At 62.1% G+C, this 19,790-nt stretch carries 21 protein-coding genes; 12 read left to right on the forward strand and 9 right to left on the reverse strand.

Annotation, left to right across the window (positions count from 1 at the left end; all coding sequences use genetic code 11):
* Window positions 1-557: 557 nt before the first annotated feature.
* The 6 genes from hemA (at window position 558) to ACF8Q6_RS04480 (ending at window position 5,908) form a co-directional block, all read left to right on the forward strand.
* Window positions 558-1,835, forward strand: a complete 1,278-nt coding sequence (hemA, locus tag ACF8Q6_RS04455) for a glutamyl-tRNA reductase (RefSeq protein ID WP_003247394.1) — start codon at window positions 558-560, stop codon at window positions 1,833-1,835.
* Entirely contained in the window at window positions 1,832-2,914 is a 1,083-nt protein-coding gene (gene prfA / locus ACF8Q6_RS04460) for a peptide chain release factor 1 (RefSeq protein WP_003247392.1), read from the forward strand. The genes hemA and prfA overlap by 4 nt, the downstream gene beginning before the upstream one ends.
* A complete protein-coding gene (prmC, locus tag ACF8Q6_RS04465; protein ID WP_392493872.1) occupies window positions 2,914-3,744 on the forward strand; it encodes a peptide chain release factor N(5)-glutamine methyltransferase in 831 nt (276 codons plus the stop codon). The genes prfA and prmC overlap by 1 nt, the downstream gene beginning before the upstream one ends.
* A complete protein-coding gene (locus tag ACF8Q6_RS04470; protein ID WP_392493873.1) occupies window positions 3,738-4,493 on the forward strand; it encodes a molybdopterin-synthase adenylyltransferase MoeB in 756 nt (251 codons plus the stop codon). Before prmC ends, ACF8Q6_RS04470 begins: the two co-directional genes overlap by 7 nt.
* Window positions 4,486-5,283, forward strand: coding sequence for a glutamate racemase (gene murI, locus ACF8Q6_RS04475; protein ID WP_392493874.1), 798 nt, complete (start codon window positions 4,486-4,488; stop codon window positions 5,281-5,283). The genes ACF8Q6_RS04470 and murI overlap by 8 nt, the downstream gene beginning before the upstream one ends.
* A 106-nt stretch (window positions 5,284-5,389) precedes the next feature.
* Complete coding sequence (locus ACF8Q6_RS04480; RefSeq protein WP_003247385.1) at window positions 5,390-5,908, forward strand: acyloxyacyl hydrolase; 519 nt, start codon at window positions 5,390-5,392, stop codon at window positions 5,906-5,908.
* A gap of 123 nt (window positions 5,909-6,031) precedes the next feature.
* On the opposite strand, the gene ACF8Q6_RS04485 is transcribed toward ACF8Q6_RS04480, so the two are convergent.
* The 5 genes from ACF8Q6_RS04485 to ACF8Q6_RS04505 form a co-directional block, all read right to left on the reverse strand.
* Window positions 6,032-6,730, reverse strand: coding sequence for an SDR family NAD(P)-dependent oxidoreductase (locus tag ACF8Q6_RS04485; RefSeq protein ID WP_392493875.1), 699 nt, complete (start codon window positions 6,728-6,730; stop codon window positions 6,032-6,034).
* Window positions 6,731-6,741: 11 nt separating this feature from the next.
* Window positions 6,742-8,169 (reverse strand): deoxyribodipyrimidine photo-lyase, encoded by a 1,428-nt coding sequence (gene phrB / locus ACF8Q6_RS04490; protein WP_392493876.1) that lies wholly within the window; start codon window positions 8,167-8,169, stop codon window positions 6,742-6,744.
* Window positions 8,160-9,059 carry a MerR family transcriptional regulator gene (locus ACF8Q6_RS04495; RefSeq protein ID WP_392493877.1) on the reverse strand — a complete coding sequence of 300 codons (900 nt, stop codon included), beginning with the start codon at window positions 9,057-9,059 and terminating at the stop codon, window positions 8,160-8,162. The genes phrB and ACF8Q6_RS04495 overlap by 10 nt, the downstream gene beginning before the upstream one ends.
* Window positions 9,049-10,017: a YbgA family protein gene (locus tag ACF8Q6_RS04500; RefSeq protein ID WP_392493878.1), complete on the reverse strand. Its 969-nt coding sequence runs from the start codon at window positions 10,015-10,017 to the stop codon at window positions 9,049-9,051. Before ACF8Q6_RS04500 ends, ACF8Q6_RS04495 begins: the two co-directional genes overlap by 11 nt.
* 103 nt (window positions 10,018-10,120) lie before the next feature.
* Window positions 10,121-11,107, reverse strand: coding sequence for an NAD(P)/FAD-dependent oxidoreductase (locus ACF8Q6_RS04505; protein WP_012051188.1), 987 nt, complete (start codon window positions 11,105-11,107; stop codon window positions 10,121-10,123).
* Window positions 11,108-11,294: 187 nt separating this feature from the next.
* Here ACF8Q6_RS04505 and ACF8Q6_RS04510 point away from each other — a divergent pair, with 187 nt between their 5' ends.
* Window positions 11,295-12,200, forward strand: coding sequence for a TIGR01777 family oxidoreductase (locus ACF8Q6_RS04510; protein WP_392493879.1), 906 nt, complete (start codon window positions 11,295-11,297; stop codon window positions 12,198-12,200).
* A gap of 13 nt (window positions 12,201-12,213) precedes the next feature.
* Window positions 12,214-13,230, forward strand: coding sequence for a ferrochelatase (gene hemH / locus ACF8Q6_RS04515; RefSeq protein WP_392493880.1), 1,017 nt, complete (start codon window positions 12,214-12,216; stop codon window positions 13,228-13,230).
* A gap of 35 nt (window positions 13,231-13,265) precedes the next feature.
* Here the strand turns inward: hemH and ACF8Q6_RS04520 are convergent, their stop codons facing one another.
* Entirely contained in the window at window positions 13,266-14,531 is a 1,266-nt protein-coding gene (locus ACF8Q6_RS04520) for a uracil-xanthine permease family protein (RefSeq protein WP_003247369.1), read from the reverse strand.
* A gap of 2 nt (window positions 14,532-14,533) precedes the next feature.
* Complete coding sequence (gene upp / locus ACF8Q6_RS04525; protein ID WP_392493881.1) at window positions 14,534-15,172, reverse strand: uracil phosphoribosyltransferase; 639 nt, start codon at window positions 15,170-15,172, stop codon at window positions 14,534-14,536.
* Between the two features lie 162 nt (window positions 15,173-15,334).
* Here upp and ACF8Q6_RS04530 point away from each other — a divergent pair, with 162 nt between their 5' ends.
* From ACF8Q6_RS04530 to ACF8Q6_RS04545, 4 genes are all read left to right on the forward strand, one after another.
* The gene (locus ACF8Q6_RS04530) at window positions 15,335-15,892 is read left to right on the forward strand and encodes a hypoxanthine-guanine phosphoribosyltransferase (RefSeq protein WP_010951990.1); all 558 of its coding nucleotides are present in this window, start codon (window positions 15,335-15,337) and stop codon (window positions 15,890-15,892) included.
* Between the two features lie 2 nt (window positions 15,893-15,894).
* Window positions 15,895-16,368 carry a WbuC family cupin fold metalloprotein gene (locus tag ACF8Q6_RS04535; RefSeq protein ID WP_010951991.1) on the forward strand — a complete coding sequence of 158 codons (474 nt, stop codon included), beginning with the start codon at window positions 15,895-15,897 and terminating at the stop codon, window positions 16,366-16,368.
* A 51-nt stretch (window positions 16,369-16,419) separates the two neighbouring features.
* Window positions 16,420-16,890 carry a hypothetical protein gene (locus ACF8Q6_RS04540; protein WP_392493882.1) on the forward strand — a complete coding sequence of 157 codons (471 nt, stop codon included), beginning with the start codon at window positions 16,420-16,422 and terminating at the stop codon, window positions 16,888-16,890.
* Window positions 16,891-16,958: 68 nt separating this feature from the next.
* Window positions 16,959-17,249: a PA4642 family protein gene (locus ACF8Q6_RS04545; RefSeq protein ID WP_003247360.1), complete on the forward strand. Its 291-nt coding sequence runs from the start codon at window positions 16,959-16,961 to the stop codon at window positions 17,247-17,249.
* Between the two features lie 178 nt (window positions 17,250-17,427).
* Here the strand turns inward: ACF8Q6_RS04545 and mqo are convergent, their stop codons facing one another.
* The gene (gene mqo / locus ACF8Q6_RS04550) at window positions 17,428-18,936 is read right to left on the reverse strand and encodes a malate dehydrogenase (quinone) (RefSeq protein WP_392493121.1); all 1,509 of its coding nucleotides are present in this window, start codon (window positions 18,934-18,936) and stop codon (window positions 17,428-17,430) included.
* Window positions 18,937-19,537: 601 nt separating this feature from the next.
* Complete coding sequence (locus tag ACF8Q6_RS04555; RefSeq protein WP_392493123.1) at window positions 19,538-19,771, reverse strand: hypothetical protein; 234 nt, start codon at window positions 19,769-19,771, stop codon at window positions 19,538-19,540.
* Window positions 19,772-19,790 lie beyond the last annotated feature (19 nt).

Genomic DNA, 19,790 nt, shown 5'->3' on the forward strand with positions numbered 1-19,790 from the left:
AGTCCGGAGTGAGGGGACCCCGGAGCGTAGCGTAGGGGCCGGATGATGGGAGCCGACGGCTTTGGTTACTTTGGCCACGACCAAAGTAACCCGCCGGAAGGGCGGAAAGGTGACTACGCGCCACCTTCGCGAATGAATACCTACTTGATGTGGATGCTCACATCCAAGAAGCAAGAAGCAAGAAGCAAGGAGCGAAGTGGTCTGTTTTGACTCGGCGAACCGTCATTTGCGATGGCGACGCTGACTCACCTTTTCGCAAAAGGCTTAAGGCAGTTAGCTCTGTAACCAGCTTCTTGGCGTCCGTTGTCACGGGGCAAGCCCACCAAAAAACGCTGCGCTCCCATCATCCGGCCCCTGCGCTGCGCTCCGGGATCCCCTCTCTCCGGCCTCCTGAAGTCGCGAAGATCAAAAGCGGGAGTGAAACCTGAAATCAACGTTGATGCTGGCCCGCGAGCGGCGATAGCCGCAGGACTATCAGCACAATAGCGAACGGTGGTTGTCCTGAAACCTGCGAAAGAGGACAATTATCGGCTTCCCGTCACAACCAGCGACCTTGCATGGCCTTTCTTGCACTTGGTATCAACCATAAGACTGCCTCGGTAGACGTACGCGAGCGCGTGGCGTTTACCCCAGAGCAGCTGGTAGACGCCCTGCAGCAGCTCTGCCGACTGACGTCCAGCCGCGAGGCGGCGATCCTGTCGACCTGCAACCGCAGTGAGCTCTATATAGAGCAGGACCACCTGTCCGCCGACGCCGTGCTGCAGTGGCTGGCCGACTATCACCGCCTCAGCCTCGACGAGCTGCGCGCCAGCGCCTACGTGCATGAAGAGCACGAGGCCGTGAAGCACATGATGCGCGTGGCCTCGGGCCTGGACTCGCTGGTTCTCGGCGAGCCTCAGATCCTGGGCCAGATGAAGTCCGCCTACGCCGTGGCCCGCGAAGCCGGTACCGTCGGGCCGTTGCTTGGGCGCCTGTTCCAGGCCACCTTCAGCGCCGCCAAGCAGGTGCGTACCGATACGGCCATCGGTGAAAACCCGGTTTCGGTTGCGTTCGCCGCGGTCAGCCTGGCCAAGCAGATTTTCGCCGACCTGGGCCGCAGCCAGGCCCTGCTGATCGGTGCCGGCGAAACCATCACCCTGGTCGCCCGCCACCTGCACGAGCAGGGCGTACGCCGTATCGTGGTGGCCAACCGCACCCTGGAGCGCGCCAGCATCCTGGCCGAGCAGTTCGGTGCGCATGCCGTGCTGCTGGCAGACATCCCCCAGGAACTGGCCAACAGTGACATCGTGATCAGTTCCACCGCCAGCCAGTTGCCGATCCTGGGCAAGGGCGCGGTCGAGAGCGCACTGAAACAGCGCCGACACAAGCCGATCTTCATGGTCGACATCGCTGTACCTCGCGATATCGAAACCGAAGTCGGCGAGCTGGATGATGTCTACCTGTACACCGTCGACGACCTGCACGATGTAGTGGCGGAAAATCTCAAGAGCCGCCAGGGCGCGGCCCAGGCGGCCGAAGAGCTGGTATCCGTGGGCGCCGAAGACTTCATGCTGCGCCTGCGCGAACTGGCTGCGGTGGACGTGCTCAGGGCCTATCGCCAGCAAAGTGAGCGCCTTCGCGACGAAGAACTGCAAAAGGCCCTGCGCCTGCTGGCCAATGGCGGCAACCCCGAAGACGTGCTGGCCCAGCTGGCCCGGGGCCTGACCAACAAACTCCTGCATGCGCCCAGCGTGCAGCTGAAAAAGCTCTCGGCCGAGGGCCGCCTTGATGCGCTGGCCATGGCCCAGGAACTCTTTGCCCTCAACGAGGGCTCCACGGACAAATCCCCGCAATGAAAGCGTCGCTGCTGAACAAACTGGAAATCCTCCAGGACCGTTTCGAAGAACTCACCGCCCTGCTCGGTGACGCCGAGGTTATTTCCGACCAGACGCGTTTTCGCGCCTACTCCCGCGAGTATGCCGAGGTAGAGCCGGTCTACGCTGCTTATAAAGAGTGGCGCAAAGTCCAGGACGACCTCGAAGGCGCCCAGGCGCTGCTCAAGGACAGTGACCCGGACCTGCGTGAAATGGCCGTGGAAGAGGTGCGTGAAGCCAAGGAGCAACTGCTGACGCTGGAGGCGCAGCTGCAGCGCATGCTGCTGCCCAAAGACCCCAACGACGGTCGCAACGTGTTTCTCGAAATCCGCGCCGGTACGGGTGGCGACGAGGCAGCCATCTTCTCTGGTGACCTGTTCCGCATGTATTCGCGCTACGCCGAAAAGCGCGGCTGGCGCCTGGAGATCTTGTCCGAGAACGAAGGCGAGCACGGCGGCTACAAGGAAATCATTGCCCGCGTCGAGGGCGAGAATGTCTACGGCAAGCTCAAGTTCGAGTCCGGTGCACACCGGGTTCAGCGTGTGCCCGAGACCGAGTCCCAAGGCCGTGTCCACACTTCCGCGTGCACAGTGGCGGTGCTCCCCGAGCCGGACGAGCAGGCCGCCATCGAAATCAACCCGGCCGACTTGCGCGTGGATACCTACCGTGCCTCCGGTGCCGGCGGCCAGCACGTCAACAAGACCGATTCGGCGATCCGTATCACCCACTTGCCCACCGGTATCGTGGTCGAATGCCAGGAGGAGCGCTCGCAGCACAAGAACCGCGCCCGCGCCATGTCCTGGCTGTCGGCCAAGCTGAACGACATGCAGACCAGTGCCGCGCAGAACGCCATTGCCAGTGAGCGCAAGCTGCTGGTGGGGTCCGGTGACCGCTCCGAGCGCATCCGCACCTACAATTATCCACAGGGGCGGGTGACCGATCACCGCATCAACCTGACCTTGTATTCGTTGGACGACATCCTCAGCGGTGGCGTAGACGCGGTGATCGAACCGCTGCTGGCCGAATACCAGGCCGATCAACTGGCCGCCTTGGGGGACTGATGACTGTCATCGCCAGCCTGTTGCGCAACGCGCAGTTGCCTGAATCGCCCACTGAGCGCCTGGATGCCGAACTGCTGCTGGCTGCGGCCATCGGTAAATCGCGCAGCTACTTGCATACCTGGCCCGAGCGTATCGTCAGCAGCGAAGATGCCGAGACCTATGCCGGCTACCTGCAGCGCCGCCGTGGCGGCGAGCCAGTGGCCTATATCCTTGGGCTGCAGGGCTTCTGGAAGATCGACCTGGAGGTTGCGCCGCATACCCTGATCCCGCGGCCGGATACCGAACTGCTGGTCGAGACGGCGCTTGAACTGCAACCCGCTTCGCCCGCCAAGGTTCTCGACCTGGGTACCGGTACGGGGGCCATCGCTCTGGCGCTGGCCAGCGAGCGCCCGGCCTGGCAGGTGACAGCGGTTGACCGGGTGGAGGAGGCTGCTGCCCTCGCCGAGCGCAACCGCCAGCGGTTAGGCCTGGCCAACGCTCGGGTAAGGCTAAGCCACTGGTTCGACAGCCTGGCCGGGGAGCGTTTTGACCTCATTGTCAGCAACCCGCCCTACATCGCCGCTGAAGACCCGCACCTTGTGGCCGGCGACGTGCGCTTCGAACCCAGCAGTGCCCTGGTGGCCGGTGCCGATGGCCTGGACGACCTTCGCGTGATCGCCGCCCAAGCCCCCGCGCACTTGTTGCCAGGTGGTTGGCTACTGCTGGAACATGGCTACGATCAGGCGGCAGCGGTACGTGCTCTGCTGGCTGAACATGGCTTTATCGAGGTGGCCAGCCGCAAGGACCTGGGCGGCCATGAACGCATTACCCTGGGGCGACTGCCATGCTGAGTGATCAGGAACTGCTGCGTTACAGCCGCCAGGTGCTGCTGGCCCAGATCGACATCGATGGCCAACTGCGGCTCAAGCAGAGCAAAGCGCTGATCATCGGGCTGGGTGGCCTGGGCTCGCCAGTCGCCCTGTACCTGGCCGCCGCTGGCGTGGGTGAGCTGCACCTGGCCGACTTCGACACCGTCGACCTGACCAACCTGCAACGCCAGGTCATCCACGACAGTGCCAGCGTTGGCATGAGCAAGGTCGACTCTGCCTTGCAGCGCTTGCAGGCAATCAACCCGGAAGTCAGCTTGGTTGCTCATCGCCAGGCACTGGACGAGGACTCGCTGGCGGCTGCGGTGGCGGCTGTCGACCTGGTACTGGACTGCTCCGACAATTTTTCTACCCGCGAGGCGGTCAACGCTGCCTGTGTCGCCGCCGGCAAGCCGCTGGTCAGCGGAGCGGCAATCCGTCTGGAAGGCCAACTGTCGGTGTTCGACCCGCGGCGCGACTACAGCCCGTGCTACCACTGCCTGTACGGGCATGGTAGCGAAGCCGAACTGACCTGCAGCGAAGCTGGCGTCATTGGCCCGCTGGTGGGGCTGGTGGGTAGCCTGCAGGCGCTGGAGGCGATGAAGCTGCTGGCTGGCTTCGGTGAGCCGTTGGTCGGCCGCTTGCTGTTGATCGATGCCCTCGGCACCCGTATCCGCGAGCTTCGTGTCAAGCGCGACCCGGCGTGCACGGTCTGTGGCAAGCGCGATGGCTGAGCGCTCGGCGCCGGTCGGCGTCATGGACTCGGGGGTTGGCGGTTTGTCGGTGCTGGCCGAGATCCAGCGCCTGCTGCCCAACGAGACGTTGCTGTATGTGGCCGACTGCGGGCATATACCCTACGGTGAGAAGTCGCCGGACTATATCCGCGAGCGCTGCCGGCACATTGCCGAGTTCTTCCATGAGCAAGGCGCAAAGGCCATGGTGTTGGCCTGCAACACCGCCACGGTGGCGGCAGTGGCCGACCTGCGCGAGTTGTATCCGACCTGGCCGTTGGTGGGCATGGAACCGGCCGTCAAGCCTGCAGCGGCAGCCACCCGCTCGGGCGTGGTCGGTGTGCTGGCCACCACCGGTACCCTGCAGAGTGCCAAGTTCGCAGCCTTGCTCGACCGCTTCGCCAACGACGTACAGGTTATTACCCAGCCTTGCCCGGGGCTGGTCGAACTGATCGAAACCGGTGACCTTGCAAGTCCGGCGTTGCGCCAGATGCTGCAAGGCTACGTGCAGCCGCTGCTGGCAGCAGGTTGCGATACGCTGATCCTCGGCTGCACCCATTACCCTTTCCTTCGCCCATTGCTGGCCGGCATGGTGCCGAATGACGTGGCCATCATCGACACCGGCGCGGCCGTGGCGCGTCAGCTGCGACGGCTGCTGGGTGCCAATGATCTCTTGGCCGAAGGCCCGGCCGGCGCTGCACGCTTCTGGACCAGCGCTGACCCAGAAACCTTAAGAAAAATCCTACCTGTGCTGTGGCATAAGTCTGACGATGTGCAAAGCTTTGCGTTGTGAAAAAAACGTGAAAAAAGGCTGAACTATCGTTCCACTTCTGCTTTCTACCGCTTTGCCTGAGATGAGGCGGACACTAACAACAGCATCAGAAAGAAGGATGTTTCTTATGAGGAAACTGCTCGGCTTGGCAGCGGCTGCTGCCTTTGTTTTGGGGCAAGCGATGTCGGCACAAGCTGCCGATGTTTCGTTTTCGGTGGGGCAGACCGGCGATTCGACAATGGTTTACCGGCTAGGGCTGCAATCGAATTGGGATGCGAGTTGGTGGCAGACCAGCGTTGGTCGGCTGACCGGCTATTGGGATGGGGCCTACACCTACTGGGATGGCGACGAGACCGCAAGCAATCACAGCCTGTCCTTCGCGCCCGTGTTCGTCTATGAATTTGCCGGGGAGTCGGTGAAGCCTTACATCGAAGCCGGGATAGGGGTAGCGGCGTTCTCCAGCACCGAGCTGGAAAGCAACGAGCTGGGTTCGGCTTTCCAGTTCGAGGACCGCATCGGCTTTGGTTTGCGCTTTGCCGGCGGGCATGAGATTGGGGTGCGGGCGATTCACTATTCCAATGCCGGCATCAAAGAGCCCAACGATGGTGTAGAAAGCTACAGCCTGCATTACAGAATGGCGCTCTGAGTTCGCCTGCACTCGTCACTTCGCGGGCAATGCCCGCTCCTGCCGGCATACCACAGCACTCAAGGTCTGGGTAATCGGCAGGAGCGGGCTTGCCCGCGAAGACGGTAATGCTGATTTCAGGTGTTAACGCGCCAGTGGCCACAGGCTACTGAGGTCCAGTGTCTCCAGAACCAGTTCGGGTTCCCTGTGGGGCCACCGCCGCAGCAACTCCTCTGCGGCACTGCCGGGCGTCCACGCCTCCGGTATCGCCTGTGCCGACGTTACCGTGACCTTCAACGATTGTGGCCCGACAATGGTCAGTGCTACCCCTTGGCCCTCAAGGGCCTTGCGTTGCTCACGCATCCATTGCGGCAAATTGTTCCAGCCCGCAGTCACCTGTGTCGGTGCAAACAGCTGCAACGCCGAATAGCGGTTGAAAAGCGCCATCACCTGCGGCGACCGACTCTTTTCCAGCAACGGCAGCGCTTTGCTCAGGCAATGCTCTGCGGCCAGCTGGTTGGTAGTGACGATCGCTTCGATCAGCTCACTGTCACTGGCATTGTCTGGCAGGTAATCGGTGGTGCCGGTGTTGAGGATCAGCCCGTCCAGCGAACACCAGGCATGGCAAATCTGTTGGCACGCATGGGTAACGTGATGTTCTTCATGCAACTGCCACGGCAAACGCAACAATTGGCTGCCGTAGCGTGTCCCCAAATCATCCAGTGCATCGCAATCCTTGCCACTCGCGGCAACGCGATGTCCTTCATCGAGCATCCGCTCCACCAAAGCCAAGCCAATTCCGTTGCTTGCGCCCGTAACCCAGAAACTGCGTGAGTTAATCAAGACGTTATCCCCTAATTCTGCCGGCGTGGCAGCCCTTTGAACGCTTCCAGGGCCCGCTGGCGACTGCTGCTGAGATCTACGATTGGACTTAGGTACGAAGTATTACCGAAAAGGTCCGTCGATTTAATGGGGTGATGGATGGCTTTTTCATCGAGCTCCTGTAGTTCCGGTACCCAGTGGCGAATGAACTGACCCTGTGGATCGAAGCGTTGCGACTGTGAAACCGGGTTGAAGATACGGAAATAGGGCACCGCGTCGGTGCCGGTGGACGCACTCCACTGCCAACCGCCGTTGTTGGCGGCCAGGTCGCCGTCTATCAGGTGGCGCATGAAGTGCCGCTCGCCCTTGCGCCAGTCAATCAGCAGGTTCTTGCTGAGGAACATGGCCACGACCATGCGCAAGCGGTTGTGCATCCACCCGGTGTGCAGCAGCTGGCGCATGGCGGCATCGATGATTGGGAAGCCGGTGCGGCCCTGCTCCCAGGCCTCCAGGTCTGCCGGGGCGTCACGCCAGGGCAGGGCTTCGGTCTGGGCGCGGAAGGCGCGGTGGCGCGAGACCTGTGGATAACCGCTCAGGATGTGCTTGTAGAACTCACGCCAGAGTAGCTCATTGATCCAGGTCTGCACGCCTGTGCTGCCACTGTCGAACTCGCCCCGGTTGCCGGCCAGTGCACCGTGCAAGCATTGGCGGGGCGAAATCACGCCGGCGGCCAGGTAGGGGGAAAGCTGGCTGGTACCGGGCTTGGCAGGCAAGTCGCGCAGGTGGTGGTAGTCGTCGATGGTTTCGTCCAGGAAGCGTGACAGGCGGGATTGTGCCTCAGCTTCACCGGCTGGCCAGTGGTCGCGCAGTGCGGGCGTGGTTTTTCCGAACCCCTCTACGTGTTGCGGGATCGGGTCGCTGCCGATGTTCAGCGGGGCCTGGCGCTTCACCCGCCCTGCCAGGGCCGGCAGGCTGCGGTGCAGATGCTCCAGGCAGGTTTTCTTGAACTGGCTGAACACCTGGAAGTAATCGCCACTGCGAGTCAGTACGGTGCCCGGACGGAAGAACAGCTGGTCGAGGTAGCTGTGCGCCTGGATGGCCGACTTTTCCAGCAGTGCCCGGGTGGCATCATCCCGGCGCTGCTCATTGATGCCGTACTCCTCGTTCCAGTGCACGCTTTGCACCTGGTGTTGGCGACAGGCATCGAGCACCGCCTGTGGCGCCTGGTCCCAGGTATCGATTGTGCGGATCAGCAGGGGTATGTTCAGCTTTTCCAGTGATTGGCGCAGGTCATGCAGGTTACGCAGCCAGAAGTCGACTTTGCAGGCGGCATCGTCATGGGCTTGCCATTGTCCGGGGCTGACCAGCCACAGGGCGATGGTCGGGCCGCGCTCGGTGGAGGCGCTGAGTGCAGTGTTGTCATCGATACGCAGGTCGCTGCGCAGCCAGGTCAGGTGCATGGGGCATTTATCTCTACAGGCTGTCGATCATGGGCTTGAAGCACGCGCAATGCCGCCTGCGGGGTGTCGAACAGGAAAAGGTCGGGTAGCTCAAAAGCCTTCAAGCGGGCTTCATGCAGCGCCAGCGTGGCACCGCCCAGCAGCTTGGGGATCGGCAAGCCTTGCAGGGTGCGCAGCAACGCCTTGTCGTCGATGCGGGGCCCCAGGTGCAGGACTAAGGCGTGTGGTTTGAGTGCGTTGACGGCGCTTAGCAATTGCGGGCCTGCAACGGGCTGCTCGAGCACCTCGACCGGGAAGCCATTGCTGGTGAGCAGCCAGGCGCATAACCATAAGTCTGGGCTGAAGGTGCGTTCGCTGTCTTCGGCCAGCAGCACGGCGGGCCCTTGCAGCAGCTGGTTGTCGTGGTACACGCGGGCACCAAGCTTGCTGCGCAGCCAGCTGTGGAAAAAGACCTGCTCCAGCCGAGCGTTGAAGTAATTGCGCCAGCGCTGGTCGAGCATGTCGAGCAGCGGCAGCAGCAATTGTTCGCACAGGGTGACTGCCGGGTACAGCGCCATGGCCTGGTTAAGTTGCTGGTCGAGGGCGCGCTGTGAAAGGCCGGCGATGGCTTCGATCAGCTGGAATTGCCTGGCTTGCCAGTCCCCCTTCGGTGGGGTGCTGGCGGGTTTGTCGAGCAACTCGCGGACTTGGCCGACCGACGCGCCACGCTGCAGCCAGGCCAGGACCGCCTCGACGCGTTCGACCTGCTCAAGTGGGTACAGGCGATGCCCCTTGGCGGTGCGCTGTGGCTTGAGCAACCCATACCGGCGCTCCCAGGCGCGCAGGGTGACCGGGTTTACGCCGGTGCGACGGGCAAGTTCGCCGATGGGCAGCAAGTCCTCAGACCGCATTGCGTAAGCCCAGGCTCTCGGGGTGAGGCTGCAGGTAGGCTTGTTGCTGCAGGTAGGGGTCTGGGTGCTTGCGTAAATGGTGTTTGAGCAGGGTAAGTGGTACTACCAGGGGTACCACGCCTTGTTGGTATTGGCCGATGACTGCCTGCAACTCGGCCTTGTCCTGCTGCGTCAGAGCATCCTTGAAATAGCCGCTCAGGTGCTGCAGCACGTTACTGTGGGTGCCGCGGCTGGCGCAGCGGCGCAGGGCCTGCATCAGCTGGCTGAAATAGCGCGGGCCGATGCTCTGTGGTTCATCAGCCTTGCTCATGCTGCCAAGCAGGCGGCCGAGGGTGCGATAGGCCTGTGGGTTGTTGGCCATCAGCAAATACTTGTAGCGCGAATGAAAGCGCACCAGCGCGCCACGGTTCAGGCCCTCGGCCAGCAGGCGCTGCCAGTCGGCGTAGGCGTAAACGCGGCTTATGAAATTCTCGCGCAGCACGGGGTCATGCAGGCGGCCTTCTTCTTCTACTGGCAGGTCCGGGCGCAATGCGCAGAAAGCCTGGGCATAGACGCCACGGCCGCCATGCACGGCCGGGTGGCCGTTGTCCTGATAAACCTTTACCCGTTCCAGGCCGCATGAAGGTGACTTCTGCATGAAGATGTAGCCGCAGATGTCGTCAAGCTCGTTGGCCATCTGCTCGCCATAGGTGCGCAGCGGGTCGGTGAGGTCCTTGCCGGGCTCGCGGGTGCCGACCACTTCGGGTTGCTCGGGGTTGCCGACCAGGCGAATCGGGTCGCGCGGGACACCCAGGCCGATTGCCACTTCTGGACACACGGGTAACCAGTCGAAGTGCTGTTCCAGCTGTTTACGGCACAGGTCGGAGGCCTTGTGGCCGCCGTTGTAGCGCACGCTGTGCCCGGTCAGGCAGGCGCTGATGGCGATACGCGGCTTGCTGTGGGCGGAAGGGTCGTGCATGGCTGCCTCCGAAAATAAACCTGTACGTGACTCGAAACTTGTACAGGTTTATTTCAGCACAGCGCTGAAGTTATGCAAACTAGTATTTTTGTATAGTTCGGCATCACTCAAGGTGTTCGAGCAAGCGCCGCGCCGCTTCCTGGCCACTGAGCCATGCGCCCTCGACGCGGCCGGACAGGCACCAGTCCCCACAGGCGTACAAGCCCTGGTCAGCATCGGCCAGTGCGCCCCACTCATGGTTGCTACTGGGGCGGGCATAGAGCCAGCGGTGGGCCAGGGCGAAGGTGGGCGGTGGTACCACGCAGCCGACCAGTTCGGCGAATTCGCCCCACAACTGTTCGATCACTACTTCCTTGGGCAGGTCGATGTGTTGGCGGCTCCAGTCTGACGTCGCGTGCAGTACCCAGGTGTCCAGGTGCTCGTCGCGGCCGGGCTTGCTGCGATTGCGGGCCAGCCAGTCCAGCGGGTTGTCCTGCACGAAGCAGCCTTGCATTGGCGTATCCAGCGGTGCCTGGAAGGCGAGGGCCACGGCCCAGGTAGGTTCCATTTGCACGCCAGCGGCCACGGCCGCCAGCTTCGGTGTGGCGGCCAGAAGTGGCGTGGCCTGCGGTGCCGGTACGGCGATGACCACACGGCTGTAGGGGCCGTGGCTGCAACCTTCGGTATCTTGCAGGTGCCAGTACTGCTTGCCGCGAAACACTTCCGCTATGCGGCAGCCGAAGTTGACCGTGACGTCCTTGAGCAAGCCGCGGGTAATGGCGCTCATGCGTGGCACGCCTACCCAGCGCGTCTGCTCGTCAGGGGAAGGGGTGAGTTCGCCGTCACGGTAGTTATACAGTTGAGGCTTCCATTGTTCGGCCCAGCCGGCGGCCACCCATTGCTGCACCTGATCGACAAAGCGTCGGTCACGGGCAGTGAAGTACTGTGCGCCCAGGTCGAGCGCGCCGGCTTCGCTGCGCTTGCTGGCCATGCGCCCGCCACTGCCGTGGCCTTTGTCGAACAAGTGCACGGATTGCCCGGCCTTTTGCAAAGCCTGGGCGGCTGACAAACCGGCGATGCCGGCCCCGATGATGGCGATAGGTATTGTCATGATGGCCTCTTCAAACCTTGCTGTGAGCAGACTACGCTGTCAGGCAAACCTGTACAATGCAAAAATTCTGTATAAGGTTATTCCGTGTTAGCGGGCAGGTTGGCCTATGTTTATCCGAGAGCGTCGGGTCAAAAAAGTGCCTTGCTGTTAAAAATAGACCACCGACGCATTCTGCGAGGACACAGCCATGCATATATTGCTGACAGGTGGCACCGGTTTGATTGGCAAGCATCTGTGCCAGTACTGGCTGGGCCAAGGGCATCGGCTTACGGTTTGGAGCAGGCGTCCTGAACAGGTGGCGAAAATCTGTGGTAGCGGGGTGCGTGGTATCGCGCGCCTGGAGCAGCTGGAGGCCGACGATCATCTTGATGCGGTGGTCAACCTTGCCGGTGCGCCGATTGCCGACAGGCCCTGGACGGCCGCCCGGCGCAGCGTGCTGTGGGCCAGCCGTGTCACCCTTACCGAGCAATTGCTGGCTTGGTTGGGCACCCGTGAGCAGCGCCCGGACGTGTTGATCTCCGGCTCTGCGGTAGGTTGGTACGGAGACGGTGGCGAACGCGAACTGACCGAGGCTTCACCCCCGGTCCGTGAAGATTTCGCCAGCCAGTTGTGTATTGCCTGGGAAGAGACCGCCCAGCGTTCGCAAGCGCAGGGGATACGCGTGGTACTGGTCCGTACCGGCCTGGTGCTGGCCAGCGATGGCGGCTTTTTGTCGCGCCTGCGCATGCCCTTCAAGCTGGGGCTGGGCGGGCCTTTGGGCAATGGGCGGCAGTGGATGCCCTGGGTTCATATAGACGACCAGGTCGCCCTGATTGATTTTCTCTTGCAGCACAAGGATGCCAGCGGTCCTTATAATGCCTGCGCGCCGGAGCCTGTGCGCAACCGTGAGTTTGCCAGGCGACTGGGCCGCGCCCTGCATCGGCCGGCGCTGTTGCCAGTGCCGGCATTGCTGCTCAAGGCCGGGCTTGGCGAGATGTCCACCTTGCTGCTGGGAGGCCAGCGGGCGCGCCCGGTACGCTCGCTGGAAGCCGGCTTCACCTTCCGCTTCAACGATCTGCAATCGGCGCTGGACAACCTGTCCAGTCGCCTCTGACATAGGACGCTGCATGACCGATCACGCCCTGCTGCTGGTCAACCTGGGTTCCCCGGCCTCCACCTCGGTGGCCGATGTGCGCCGCTACCTCAACCAGTTCCTCATGGACCCGTACGTGGTCGACCTGCCGTGGCCGGTGCGGCGCTTGCTGGTGTCGCTGATCCTGATCAAGCGCCCAGAGCAGTCGGCACACGCCTACGCTTCGATCTGGTGGGAGGAGGGCTCGCCTCTGGTTGTGCTAACCCGTCGCCTGCAGGCAGCGATGGTCGAGCACTGGCCCCATGGACCAGTGGAAATTGCCATGCGCTACGGCCAGCCAGCGTTGCCTGATGTATTGGAGCGGCTGGCCGCCCAAGGTGTGCGCAAGGTGACTTTGGCGCCGCTTTATCCACAGTTCGCCGACAGCACGGTGACCACGGTGGTCGAGCTGGCAAAACAGACCGTCAGCGAGCGCCAGTTGCCGTTGCAGATGCGCGTGCTGCAGCCGTTCTATGAGCACCCGGCGTACATCGAGGCACTGGCTGCCAGTGCCCGGCCGTACCTTGAGACGGGTTACGACCACCTGCTGTTGAGCTTCCATGGTTTGCCGGAACGGCACCTGAAAAAGCTGTTTCCGAAAGGGGTCAAGCACGACCTGCGTGCTGCCGATTGCTGCCACGGTGCAACCGCCGAAGTACGTTCGGTTTGCTATCGCGGGCAATGCCTGGCTACGGCCAAAGCCTTTGCGCAGAAAATGGGCATACCGGATGGCAAATGGTCGGTATCGTTCCAGTCGCGGCTGGGCCGTGACAAGTGGATCGAACCCTACACCGAGACGCGGCTGGATGAGCTGGCCAAGGCTGGTGTGAAGAAGCTGCTGGTGATGTGCCCGGCATTTGTGGCGGATTGCATCGAGACGCTGGAAGAGATAGGCATGCGTGGCAGCGAGCAGTTTGTCGAGGCGGGCGGCCAGGAGCTGGTGCTGGTGCCGTGCCTGAATGATCACCCGGAGTGGGTGAGGGTGTTGGCTGATATGTGTGAAAAGGCCTGAATCGAAGGGGCCGCCTTGCGGCCCCTACCGACCCTTTATACATCCAGCTTCTTGTGCTTCCAGCTGTCATTACCCGGCAGAATCAGGTTCAGCGCAATAGCCACAATGGCGCACAGGGCGATGCCCTTCAGGCCCCAGTCATCCGGGCCGTCACCGCTGCCGATCAGCACGCCGCCGATACCGAACACCAGTGTCACCGAGACGATCACCAGGTTGCGTGCTTCGCCCAGGTCAATCTTGTGGCGGATCATGGTGTTCATGCCCACCGCTGCAATCGAGCCGAACAGCAGGCACAGAATGCCGCCCATCACCGGCACCGGGATGCTCTGCAGCAGCGCGCCGAACTTGCCGATGAACGCCAGGGTAATGGCGAAGACCGCTGCCCAGGTCATGATCTTCGGGTTGTAGTTCTTGGTCAGCATCACCGCGCCGGTCACTTCGGCATAGGTGGTGTTGGGCGGGCCGCCGAACAGGCCGGCTGCAGTAGTCGCCAGGCCGTCGCCCAGCAATGTCCGGTGCAGGCCAGGCTTCTTCAGGTAGTCACGGCCGGTCACGCTGCCCACTGCAATCACCCCGCCGATATGCTCGATCGCCGGCGCCAGCGCAACCGGGACGATGAACAGAATGGCCTGCCAGTTGAACGCAGGGGCGGTGAAATTGGGGATTTCCAGCCACGGTGCGGCAGCGATCCTGGCGGTGTCGACCACGCCAAAGGCGAACGACAGGGCAAAGCCCACCAGCACGCCGGAGATGATGGGCACCAGGCGGAAAATGCCCTTGCCGAATACGGCAACGATCAAGGTTGTCAGCAGCGCTGGCATCGAGATCAGCATGGCCGTCTTGTATGGCATCAGCGCTGTACCGTCCCCACCTTTGCCCATCGCCATGTTGGCGGCGATTGGTGCCATGGCCAGGCCGATGGAGATGATCACCGGGCCGATCACCACCGGCGGTAGCATGCGGTCGATGAAACCGGTGCCTTTGATTTTTACCATCAAGCCCATGAAGGTGTACACGAAGCCGGCAGCCATCACGCCGCCCATGGTCTCGGCCAGGCCGAACTGGCCTTTGGCGAGGATGATCGGCGTGATGAAGGCAAAGCTCGAGGCCAGGAACACCGGTACCTGACGACCGGTGACCAGCTGGAACAGCAGGGTGCCGATGCCGGCGGTGAACAGCGCGACGTTCGGGTCGAGGCCGGTGATCAGGGGCATCAGCACCAGCGCGCCGAATGCCACGAAGAGCATCTGCGCGCCCGAAACGACCTGGCGCCAGAGCGGGTCGTTGAAGCCGTCCTGCATGGTCAGGCGTCCTTTTGCTTGGTGCCGAAGATCTTGTCACCGGCATCGCCCAGGCCTGGCACGATGTAGCCGTGCTCGTTCAGGCGCTGGTCGATCGAGGCGGTGTAGATCTTCACGTCCGGGTGGGCTTTTTCCACCGCCTCGATGCCTTCTGGTGCGGCGACCAGCACCATGGCGCGAATCTCTTTGCAGCCGGCCTTTTTCAGCAGGTCGATGGTGGCAACCATCGAGCCGCCGGTGGCCAGCATCGGGTCGATGATCAGGGCCAGGCGCTGGTTGATGTCCGGCGCGAGCTTTTCCAGGTAGGTGTGGGCTTCGAGGGTTTCTTCGTTTCGGGCAACGCCGACGGCGCTGACCTTGGCACCCGGGATCAGGCTGAGCACGCCGTCGAGCATGCCGATGCCGGCGCGCAGGATTGGTACTACGGTGATCTTCTTGCCGGCGATTTTTTCAACCGAGACCTTGCCACACCAGCCGTCGATCTCGTAGGTTTCGAGGGGCAGGTCCTGGGTGGCTTCATACGTCAGGAGCGCGCCGACTTCCTGGGCGAGTTCGCGAAAATTTTTGGTGCTGATATCGGCACGGCGCATCAGGCCAAGCTTGTGGCGGATCAGCGGATGGCGGATCTCACGAGTGGGCATAGGGGAGGGCTCCGAAAGGCGGGCAAAAAAACCGCGCTAGATTAATCTATTCAGCCTGTGCTGTCGTCTGGTCATTCTGGACGTTAGTCCATAAATGCTTGATCTGTGACGAGCGGATGCGTACCTTTGCCCGCTTTTCCAAAATGCCCCCCGGAGCGCGCCATGTCCGCCGATCTCGAGCATATCCGTCAAGTCATGCATGAAGCTGACTGCCTGTACACCGAAGCCGAAGTCGAAGCGGCCATCGCCAAAGTCGGCGAACAGATCTGCAAGGACCTGCACGACAAGAACCCGGTTGTGTTCTGCGTGATGAATGGTGGCCTGATCTTCTCCGGCAAACTGCTGACCCACCTGCAGTTCCCGCTGGAAGCCTCGTACCTGCACGCTACTCGCTACCGCAACCAGACCAGCGGCGGTGAGCTTTTCTGGAAGGCCAAGCCGGAAGTGTCGTTCATCGACCGTGACGTGTTGATCGTTGACGATATCCTCGACGAAGGCCACACCCTCAGCGCCATCATCGAGTTTTGCAAGCATGCCGGCGCCCGCTCGGTGTACACCGCTGTGCTGATCGACAAGGACCACGACCGCAAGGCAAGCCCTGACCTCAAGGCCAACTATGTGGGCCTGCCTTGTGTCGATCGCTATATCTTCGGTTACGGCATGGACTACAAAGGTTACTGGCGCAACGCTAACGGCATCTTCGCCGTAAAGGGGCTGTAACCGTGCGTCAGCCTGCGTTCATCGACCAATCGCTGTTCGCCGGGCTGGCCGAAAAGGCCGCTGCCAACCCGCGCGGGCGGCAGCACCATAACTTTCACGCTATGGAAGAGCCCTGCCACCGCATGGCCGTCGGGCTGCAACCAAGCACCTACATTCCGCCGCATCGCCATTTGAGCGCCGACAAGGCTGAAACCTTGATAGCGCTCAAGGGGCGTTTTGGCCTGTTGATCTTCGATGAACAAGGCGCGGTGACTGACAAGCGGGTGCTGCAGGCCGGTGGCGACTGTCTGGGTGTGGATCTGGCGCCTGGTACCTACCATGGCTTGGTGGTGCTGGAGCCTGACAGCATCCTGTTCGAGTGCAAGGCTGGGCCATACCGACCAGTGGGCGAGGGCGAGCACGCACACTGGGCGCCGCGCGAGGGTGAAGCCGGCGTGGCCGATTACCAGGCCTGGATGCGCGCGCAGTTCGATTGATATCGGCTGCACCCGGCATGCTAGAGTGCTCCTTCATACAAGGAGCCTCACATGCGTGCGATTCTTCCCCTCCTGCTGGCGGTCAGCCTGCCGCTCGCTGCCGCACCGCTGCACAGTCAGTTCCTGCCACCTGATGACCAGTCCCTGCGCCAGGAAGCGCCGACCAGCCAGCAATTGCTGCAAGTGACTGACTATTCGGTGGTCGTAGGGGCCCAGCGCCAGTCCGATCAGCAGCCGATTCCGATCACATCGTCGTTGCAGGTGCGCCTGAAGGGCAAGCCGCTGAGCAAGGGCGCGACCATTGCCCAGGTGCTGCTGACGTTCGATGGTGAAGCGGCCAAAAGCCTGAAAAAGCCTGTGTATGACGCTAAAACCCGCACCTTGAGCCTGAATTACCCGGTCAGCACCTACCGTGTGGTCATGGACCTGCTGCGTAACGAAACCCTGTACGTGCAGTTTCTGACTTACGGCAACGGCCATATCTGGGCCGACCTGCACACCGGGACGGTACGTACGCGTTGAGGCGCGAAGCCTGCGGGGGGTAAACTGCCGGCCTTCGAAATTCCGTGATGGTCCAGTTGGAGTCGGCAATGCGTAAAGACAAGAAACAGGTAATCGGTGACGAAATCAGCGACGACTACATCAAGTCGTTCCTTCAGTTCGAGCCGGCCGATGGTGTGACTTCGCCGTCGCTGCACAAGCTGGTCAAGGCTTACCGTGGCCTGCGCGTGGACGACTTTGAGCGCTTTGTAGGCTTCTTCGTCGAAGCTGGCCTGGACCTGGATGGCAAGGACGAGCACGGCAAGACCTTCGTCGAGCAAATTGCCGACCAGCGCAATGCCCCTGAGTACATCGAGATCATCGATAAAGCCCGCGGCTGATCTGTAGCCAGTGCCGGCCTCTTCGCGGGCGCGCCCGCTCCCACAGGAGTCGCGCCGCCCCTGCGGGCATTACCGAACCTGTGGGAGCGGGCATGCCCGCGAAGAGGCCGGTACAGGCTGATCAAGCGCCAGGCACAAAAAAAACGCCCCGAGGGGCGTTTTTGCGTTTCAGGCCGGCTTAGGCGTAATGCTTGGCCGCCGGGCTGCTTTCTGCCAGGTCCAGGGCTGCGTCGTTATCGGCACTGATCTTGTGGTACAGCGCAGCATCGGTTGCCAGGGTCTTCTCGCGAGCCGGGAAGATTTCCTTGAGCTTGGCAGCCCAGGCACCCTTGGCCTGCTCGGGGAAGCAGCGCTCGATCAGTTCCAGCATGATCGACACGGTCACCGAGGCACCTGGCGATGCGCCGAGCAGAGCTGCCAGGCTGCCGTCCTGGGCCGAGACCAGCTCGGTACCGAACTGCAGCACGCCGCCTTTTTTCGGGTCTTTCTTGATGATCTGCACGCGCTGACCCGCCACTTCCAGGCGCCAGTCTTCGGCCTTGGCCTGCGGATAGAAACGACGCAGGGCTTCCAGACGCTGCTCCATCGACTGCATCACTTCGCTGACCAGGTACTTGGTCAGGTCCATGTTGTCGCGGGCCACGGCCAGCATCGGGCCGATGTTGCCCATGCGCACCGACAGCGGCAGGTCCATCAGCGAGCCGTGCTTGAGGAACTTGGTAGTGAAGCCGGCATACGGGCCGAACAGCAGCGAAGTCTTGCCGTCCACGACGCGTGTGTCCAGGTGCGGTACCGACATCGGCGGGGCGCCGACAGCGGCCTGGCTGTAGACCTTGGCCTGGTGCTGCTTGACGATTTCCGGGTTGTCGCAACGCAGCCACTGGCCGCTGACAGGGAAGCCGCCGAAACCTTTGCTTTCCGGGATGCCGGACAACTGCAGCAGCGGCAGGGCCGCGCCGCCGGCGCCGAGGAAGACGAAGCGGGCGTCGACTTCACGGCTGCCGCCGCTGTTGACGTCCTTGATGCTCACGGTCCAGCCGCGGCCGTTACGGCGCAGGCCGACCACCTTCTTGCTGTACTTGACCTGCGCGTCCGGCGAGTCGCCCAGCAGCTTGAGCAGCTTGTTGGTCAGTGCGCCGAAGTTGACGTCGGTGCCTTTGGCCACGCGGGTAGCGGCGATGTGCTGGTCGGCCGGGCGGCCAGGCATCATCAGCGGCATCCAGTCGTTCATCACGGCCTTGTCTTCGGTGTATTCCATCTCGGCGAAGGCGTGGTGCTGCTTGAGCAGCTCGAAACGCTTCTTGAGGAAGGAAACACCCTTGTCACCCTCGACGTAACTCAGGTGCGGGACAGGGTTGATGAAGGCACGCGCCGAGCCGAAGTTGCCCTTCTTGGTCAGGTAGGCCCAGAACTGGCGCGAAACCTCGAACTGGGTGTTGATGTGCACGGCCTTCTTGATGTCGATGCTGCCATCGGCGGCCTGCGGCGTGTAGTTCAGCTCGCACAGGCCGGCGTGGCCGGTGCCTGCGTTGTTCCAGGGGTTGGAGCTTTCCGCGGCCCCGGAGTCCATCGCCTCGACGACCTCAAGCTTCAGGGTCGGGTCAAGCTCCTTGAGCAGTACGGCCAGGGTGGCACTCATGATGCCCGCGCCTACCAGTACCACATCAACCGATTCGTTCTGCGCCATTTAACGCGTCTCCACAATCTACAGCTACCTAATTGACAGCATAGGACCTGGGTTTGCCAGGGTCGCCATGTCCGACTTTTCGCAGTTCTTGCAACTTCCGCGGACACCGCCAATCAGTCTTCGGGTTCGTGTATTGAACGCCGTTTGCCACAGGTGCGGCAATTCGACTTATGGTCAAGGTGTCGTGCGTGCGTTATGGAACGGTTCAGACACTCATACGGGATGAGCGCATCTGCCGCCTGTTCAGGGCTGTTCGGGACACATCTGCCGCTTTTGCACATGCCAGACTGTTCATTTGCTCGCCACACTCTTGTGAAGTTGTGAAAACCGTTTTTTCACGCTCTTTTGGAGACGTGAACCTCAAAAGGGGACTGCGCGATGGCAACCCGCAGGTTCATGCAGTGTGAAGGGCCAGAAAAAGCAGGCACGACAGCCGATGCAAGACCTGAGTGGAAGGCTCTCTGTGGGCGAAGCGGTGAAGTTGCCGGGGTCAATCGGCGAGTGCGGGGCCCGATCAGGAGACGTCCTTATAATCGGGGGGAGATTATAGCGATGTCGCGGGCAGAAATGTCGCCATTCGTGGTTTTTATTGCAGCGTTTGTCAGGCAGCGAGGAGGCGCTGGTGCCAACGGCGGTTTGCGCGGGCGCAAATCCGGGCTTCGATGGGCAGCTCGCGCCCCAGCCAGGCCAGCTGAATTTCGCTGATCTGCACCCAGTCGATGCCGCTTGGTGCCTGGCTGCATTGCTTGAAGGCCAGGCATTTGCCATCCGCGTCAAGGCGGGCATAGGCGTTGTGACGCGACCGTTGGAAGAGCTGAGTCCAGAGCGAGGTCATGGCGGCGAGTCCTTTGCGT

It is taken from the genome of Pseudomonas sp. GLN_2, from assembly GCF_043106005.1.
Lineage (GTDB): Bacteria > Pseudomonadota > Gammaproteobacteria > Pseudomonadales > Pseudomonadaceae > Aquipseudomonas > Aquipseudomonas alloputida.

What these genes read in the sequence shown, in the direction of transcription:
- murI (WP_392493874.1), top strand. Translation starts at nt 4,486, where the DNA reads ATGGCTGAGCGCTCGGCGCCGGTCGGCGTCATGGACTCGGGGGTTGGC.
- ACF8Q6_RS04555 (WP_392493123.1), bottom strand. Translation starts at nt 19,771, where the DNA reads ATGACCTCGCTCTGGACTCAGCTCTTCCAACGGTCGCGTCACAACGCC.
- hemA (WP_003247394.1), top strand. Translation starts at nt 558, where the DNA reads ATGGCCTTTCTTGCACTTGGTATCAACCATAAGACTGCCTCGGTAGAC.
- ACF8Q6_RS04540 (WP_392493882.1), top strand. Translation starts at nt 16,420, where the DNA reads ATGCGTGCGATTCTTCCCCTCCTGCTGGCGGTCAGCCTGCCGCTCGCT.
- ACF8Q6_RS04520 (WP_003247369.1), bottom strand. Translation starts at nt 14,531, where the DNA reads ATGCAGGACGGCTTCAACGACCCGCTCTGGCGCCAGGTCGTTTCGGGC.
- ACF8Q6_RS04470 (WP_392493873.1), top strand. Translation starts at nt 3,738, where the DNA reads ATGCTGAGTGATCAGGAACTGCTGCGTTACAGCCGCCAGGTGCTGCTG.
- ACF8Q6_RS04500 (WP_392493878.1), bottom strand. Translation starts at nt 10,017, where the DNA reads ATGCACGACCCTTCCGCCCACAGCAAGCCGCGTATCGCCATCAGCGCC.
- ACF8Q6_RS04530 (WP_010951990.1), top strand. Translation starts at nt 15,335, where the DNA reads ATGTCCGCCGATCTCGAGCATATCCGTCAAGTCATGCATGAAGCTGAC.
- phrB (WP_392493876.1), bottom strand. Translation starts at nt 8,169, where the DNA reads ATGCACCTGACCTGGCTGCGCAGCGACCTGCGTATCGATGACAACACT.
- upp (WP_392493881.1), bottom strand. Translation starts at nt 15,172, where the DNA reads ATGCCCACTCGTGAGATCCGCCATCCGCTGATCCGCCACAAGCTTGGC.
- ACF8Q6_RS04510 (WP_392493879.1), top strand. Translation starts at nt 11,295, where the DNA reads ATGCATATATTGCTGACAGGTGGCACCGGTTTGATTGGCAAGCATCTG.
- prfA (WP_003247392.1), top strand. Translation starts at nt 1,832, where the DNA reads ATGAAAGCGTCGCTGCTGAACAAACTGGAAATCCTCCAGGACCGTTTC.
- ACF8Q6_RS04480 (WP_003247385.1), top strand. Translation starts at nt 5,390, where the DNA reads ATGAGGAAACTGCTCGGCTTGGCAGCGGCTGCTGCCTTTGTTTTGGGG.
- ACF8Q6_RS04545 (WP_003247360.1), top strand. Translation starts at nt 16,959, where the DNA reads ATGCGTAAAGACAAGAAACAGGTAATCGGTGACGAAATCAGCGACGAC.
- prmC (WP_392493872.1), top strand. Translation starts at nt 2,914, where the DNA reads ATGACTGTCATCGCCAGCCTGTTGCGCAACGCGCAGTTGCCTGAATCG.
- mqo (WP_392493121.1), bottom strand. Translation starts at nt 18,936, where the DNA reads ATGGCGCAGAACGAATCGGTTGATGTGGTACTGGTAGGCGCGGGCATC.
- ACF8Q6_RS04495 (WP_392493877.1), bottom strand. Translation starts at nt 9,059, where the DNA reads ATGCGGTCTGAGGACTTGCTGCCCATCGGCGAACTTGCCCGTCGCACC.
- hemH (WP_392493880.1), top strand. Translation starts at nt 12,214, where the DNA reads ATGACCGATCACGCCCTGCTGCTGGTCAACCTGGGTTCCCCGGCCTCC.
- ACF8Q6_RS04505 (WP_012051188.1), bottom strand. Translation starts at nt 11,107, where the DNA reads ATGACAATACCTATCGCCATCATCGGGGCCGGCATCGCCGGTTTGTCA.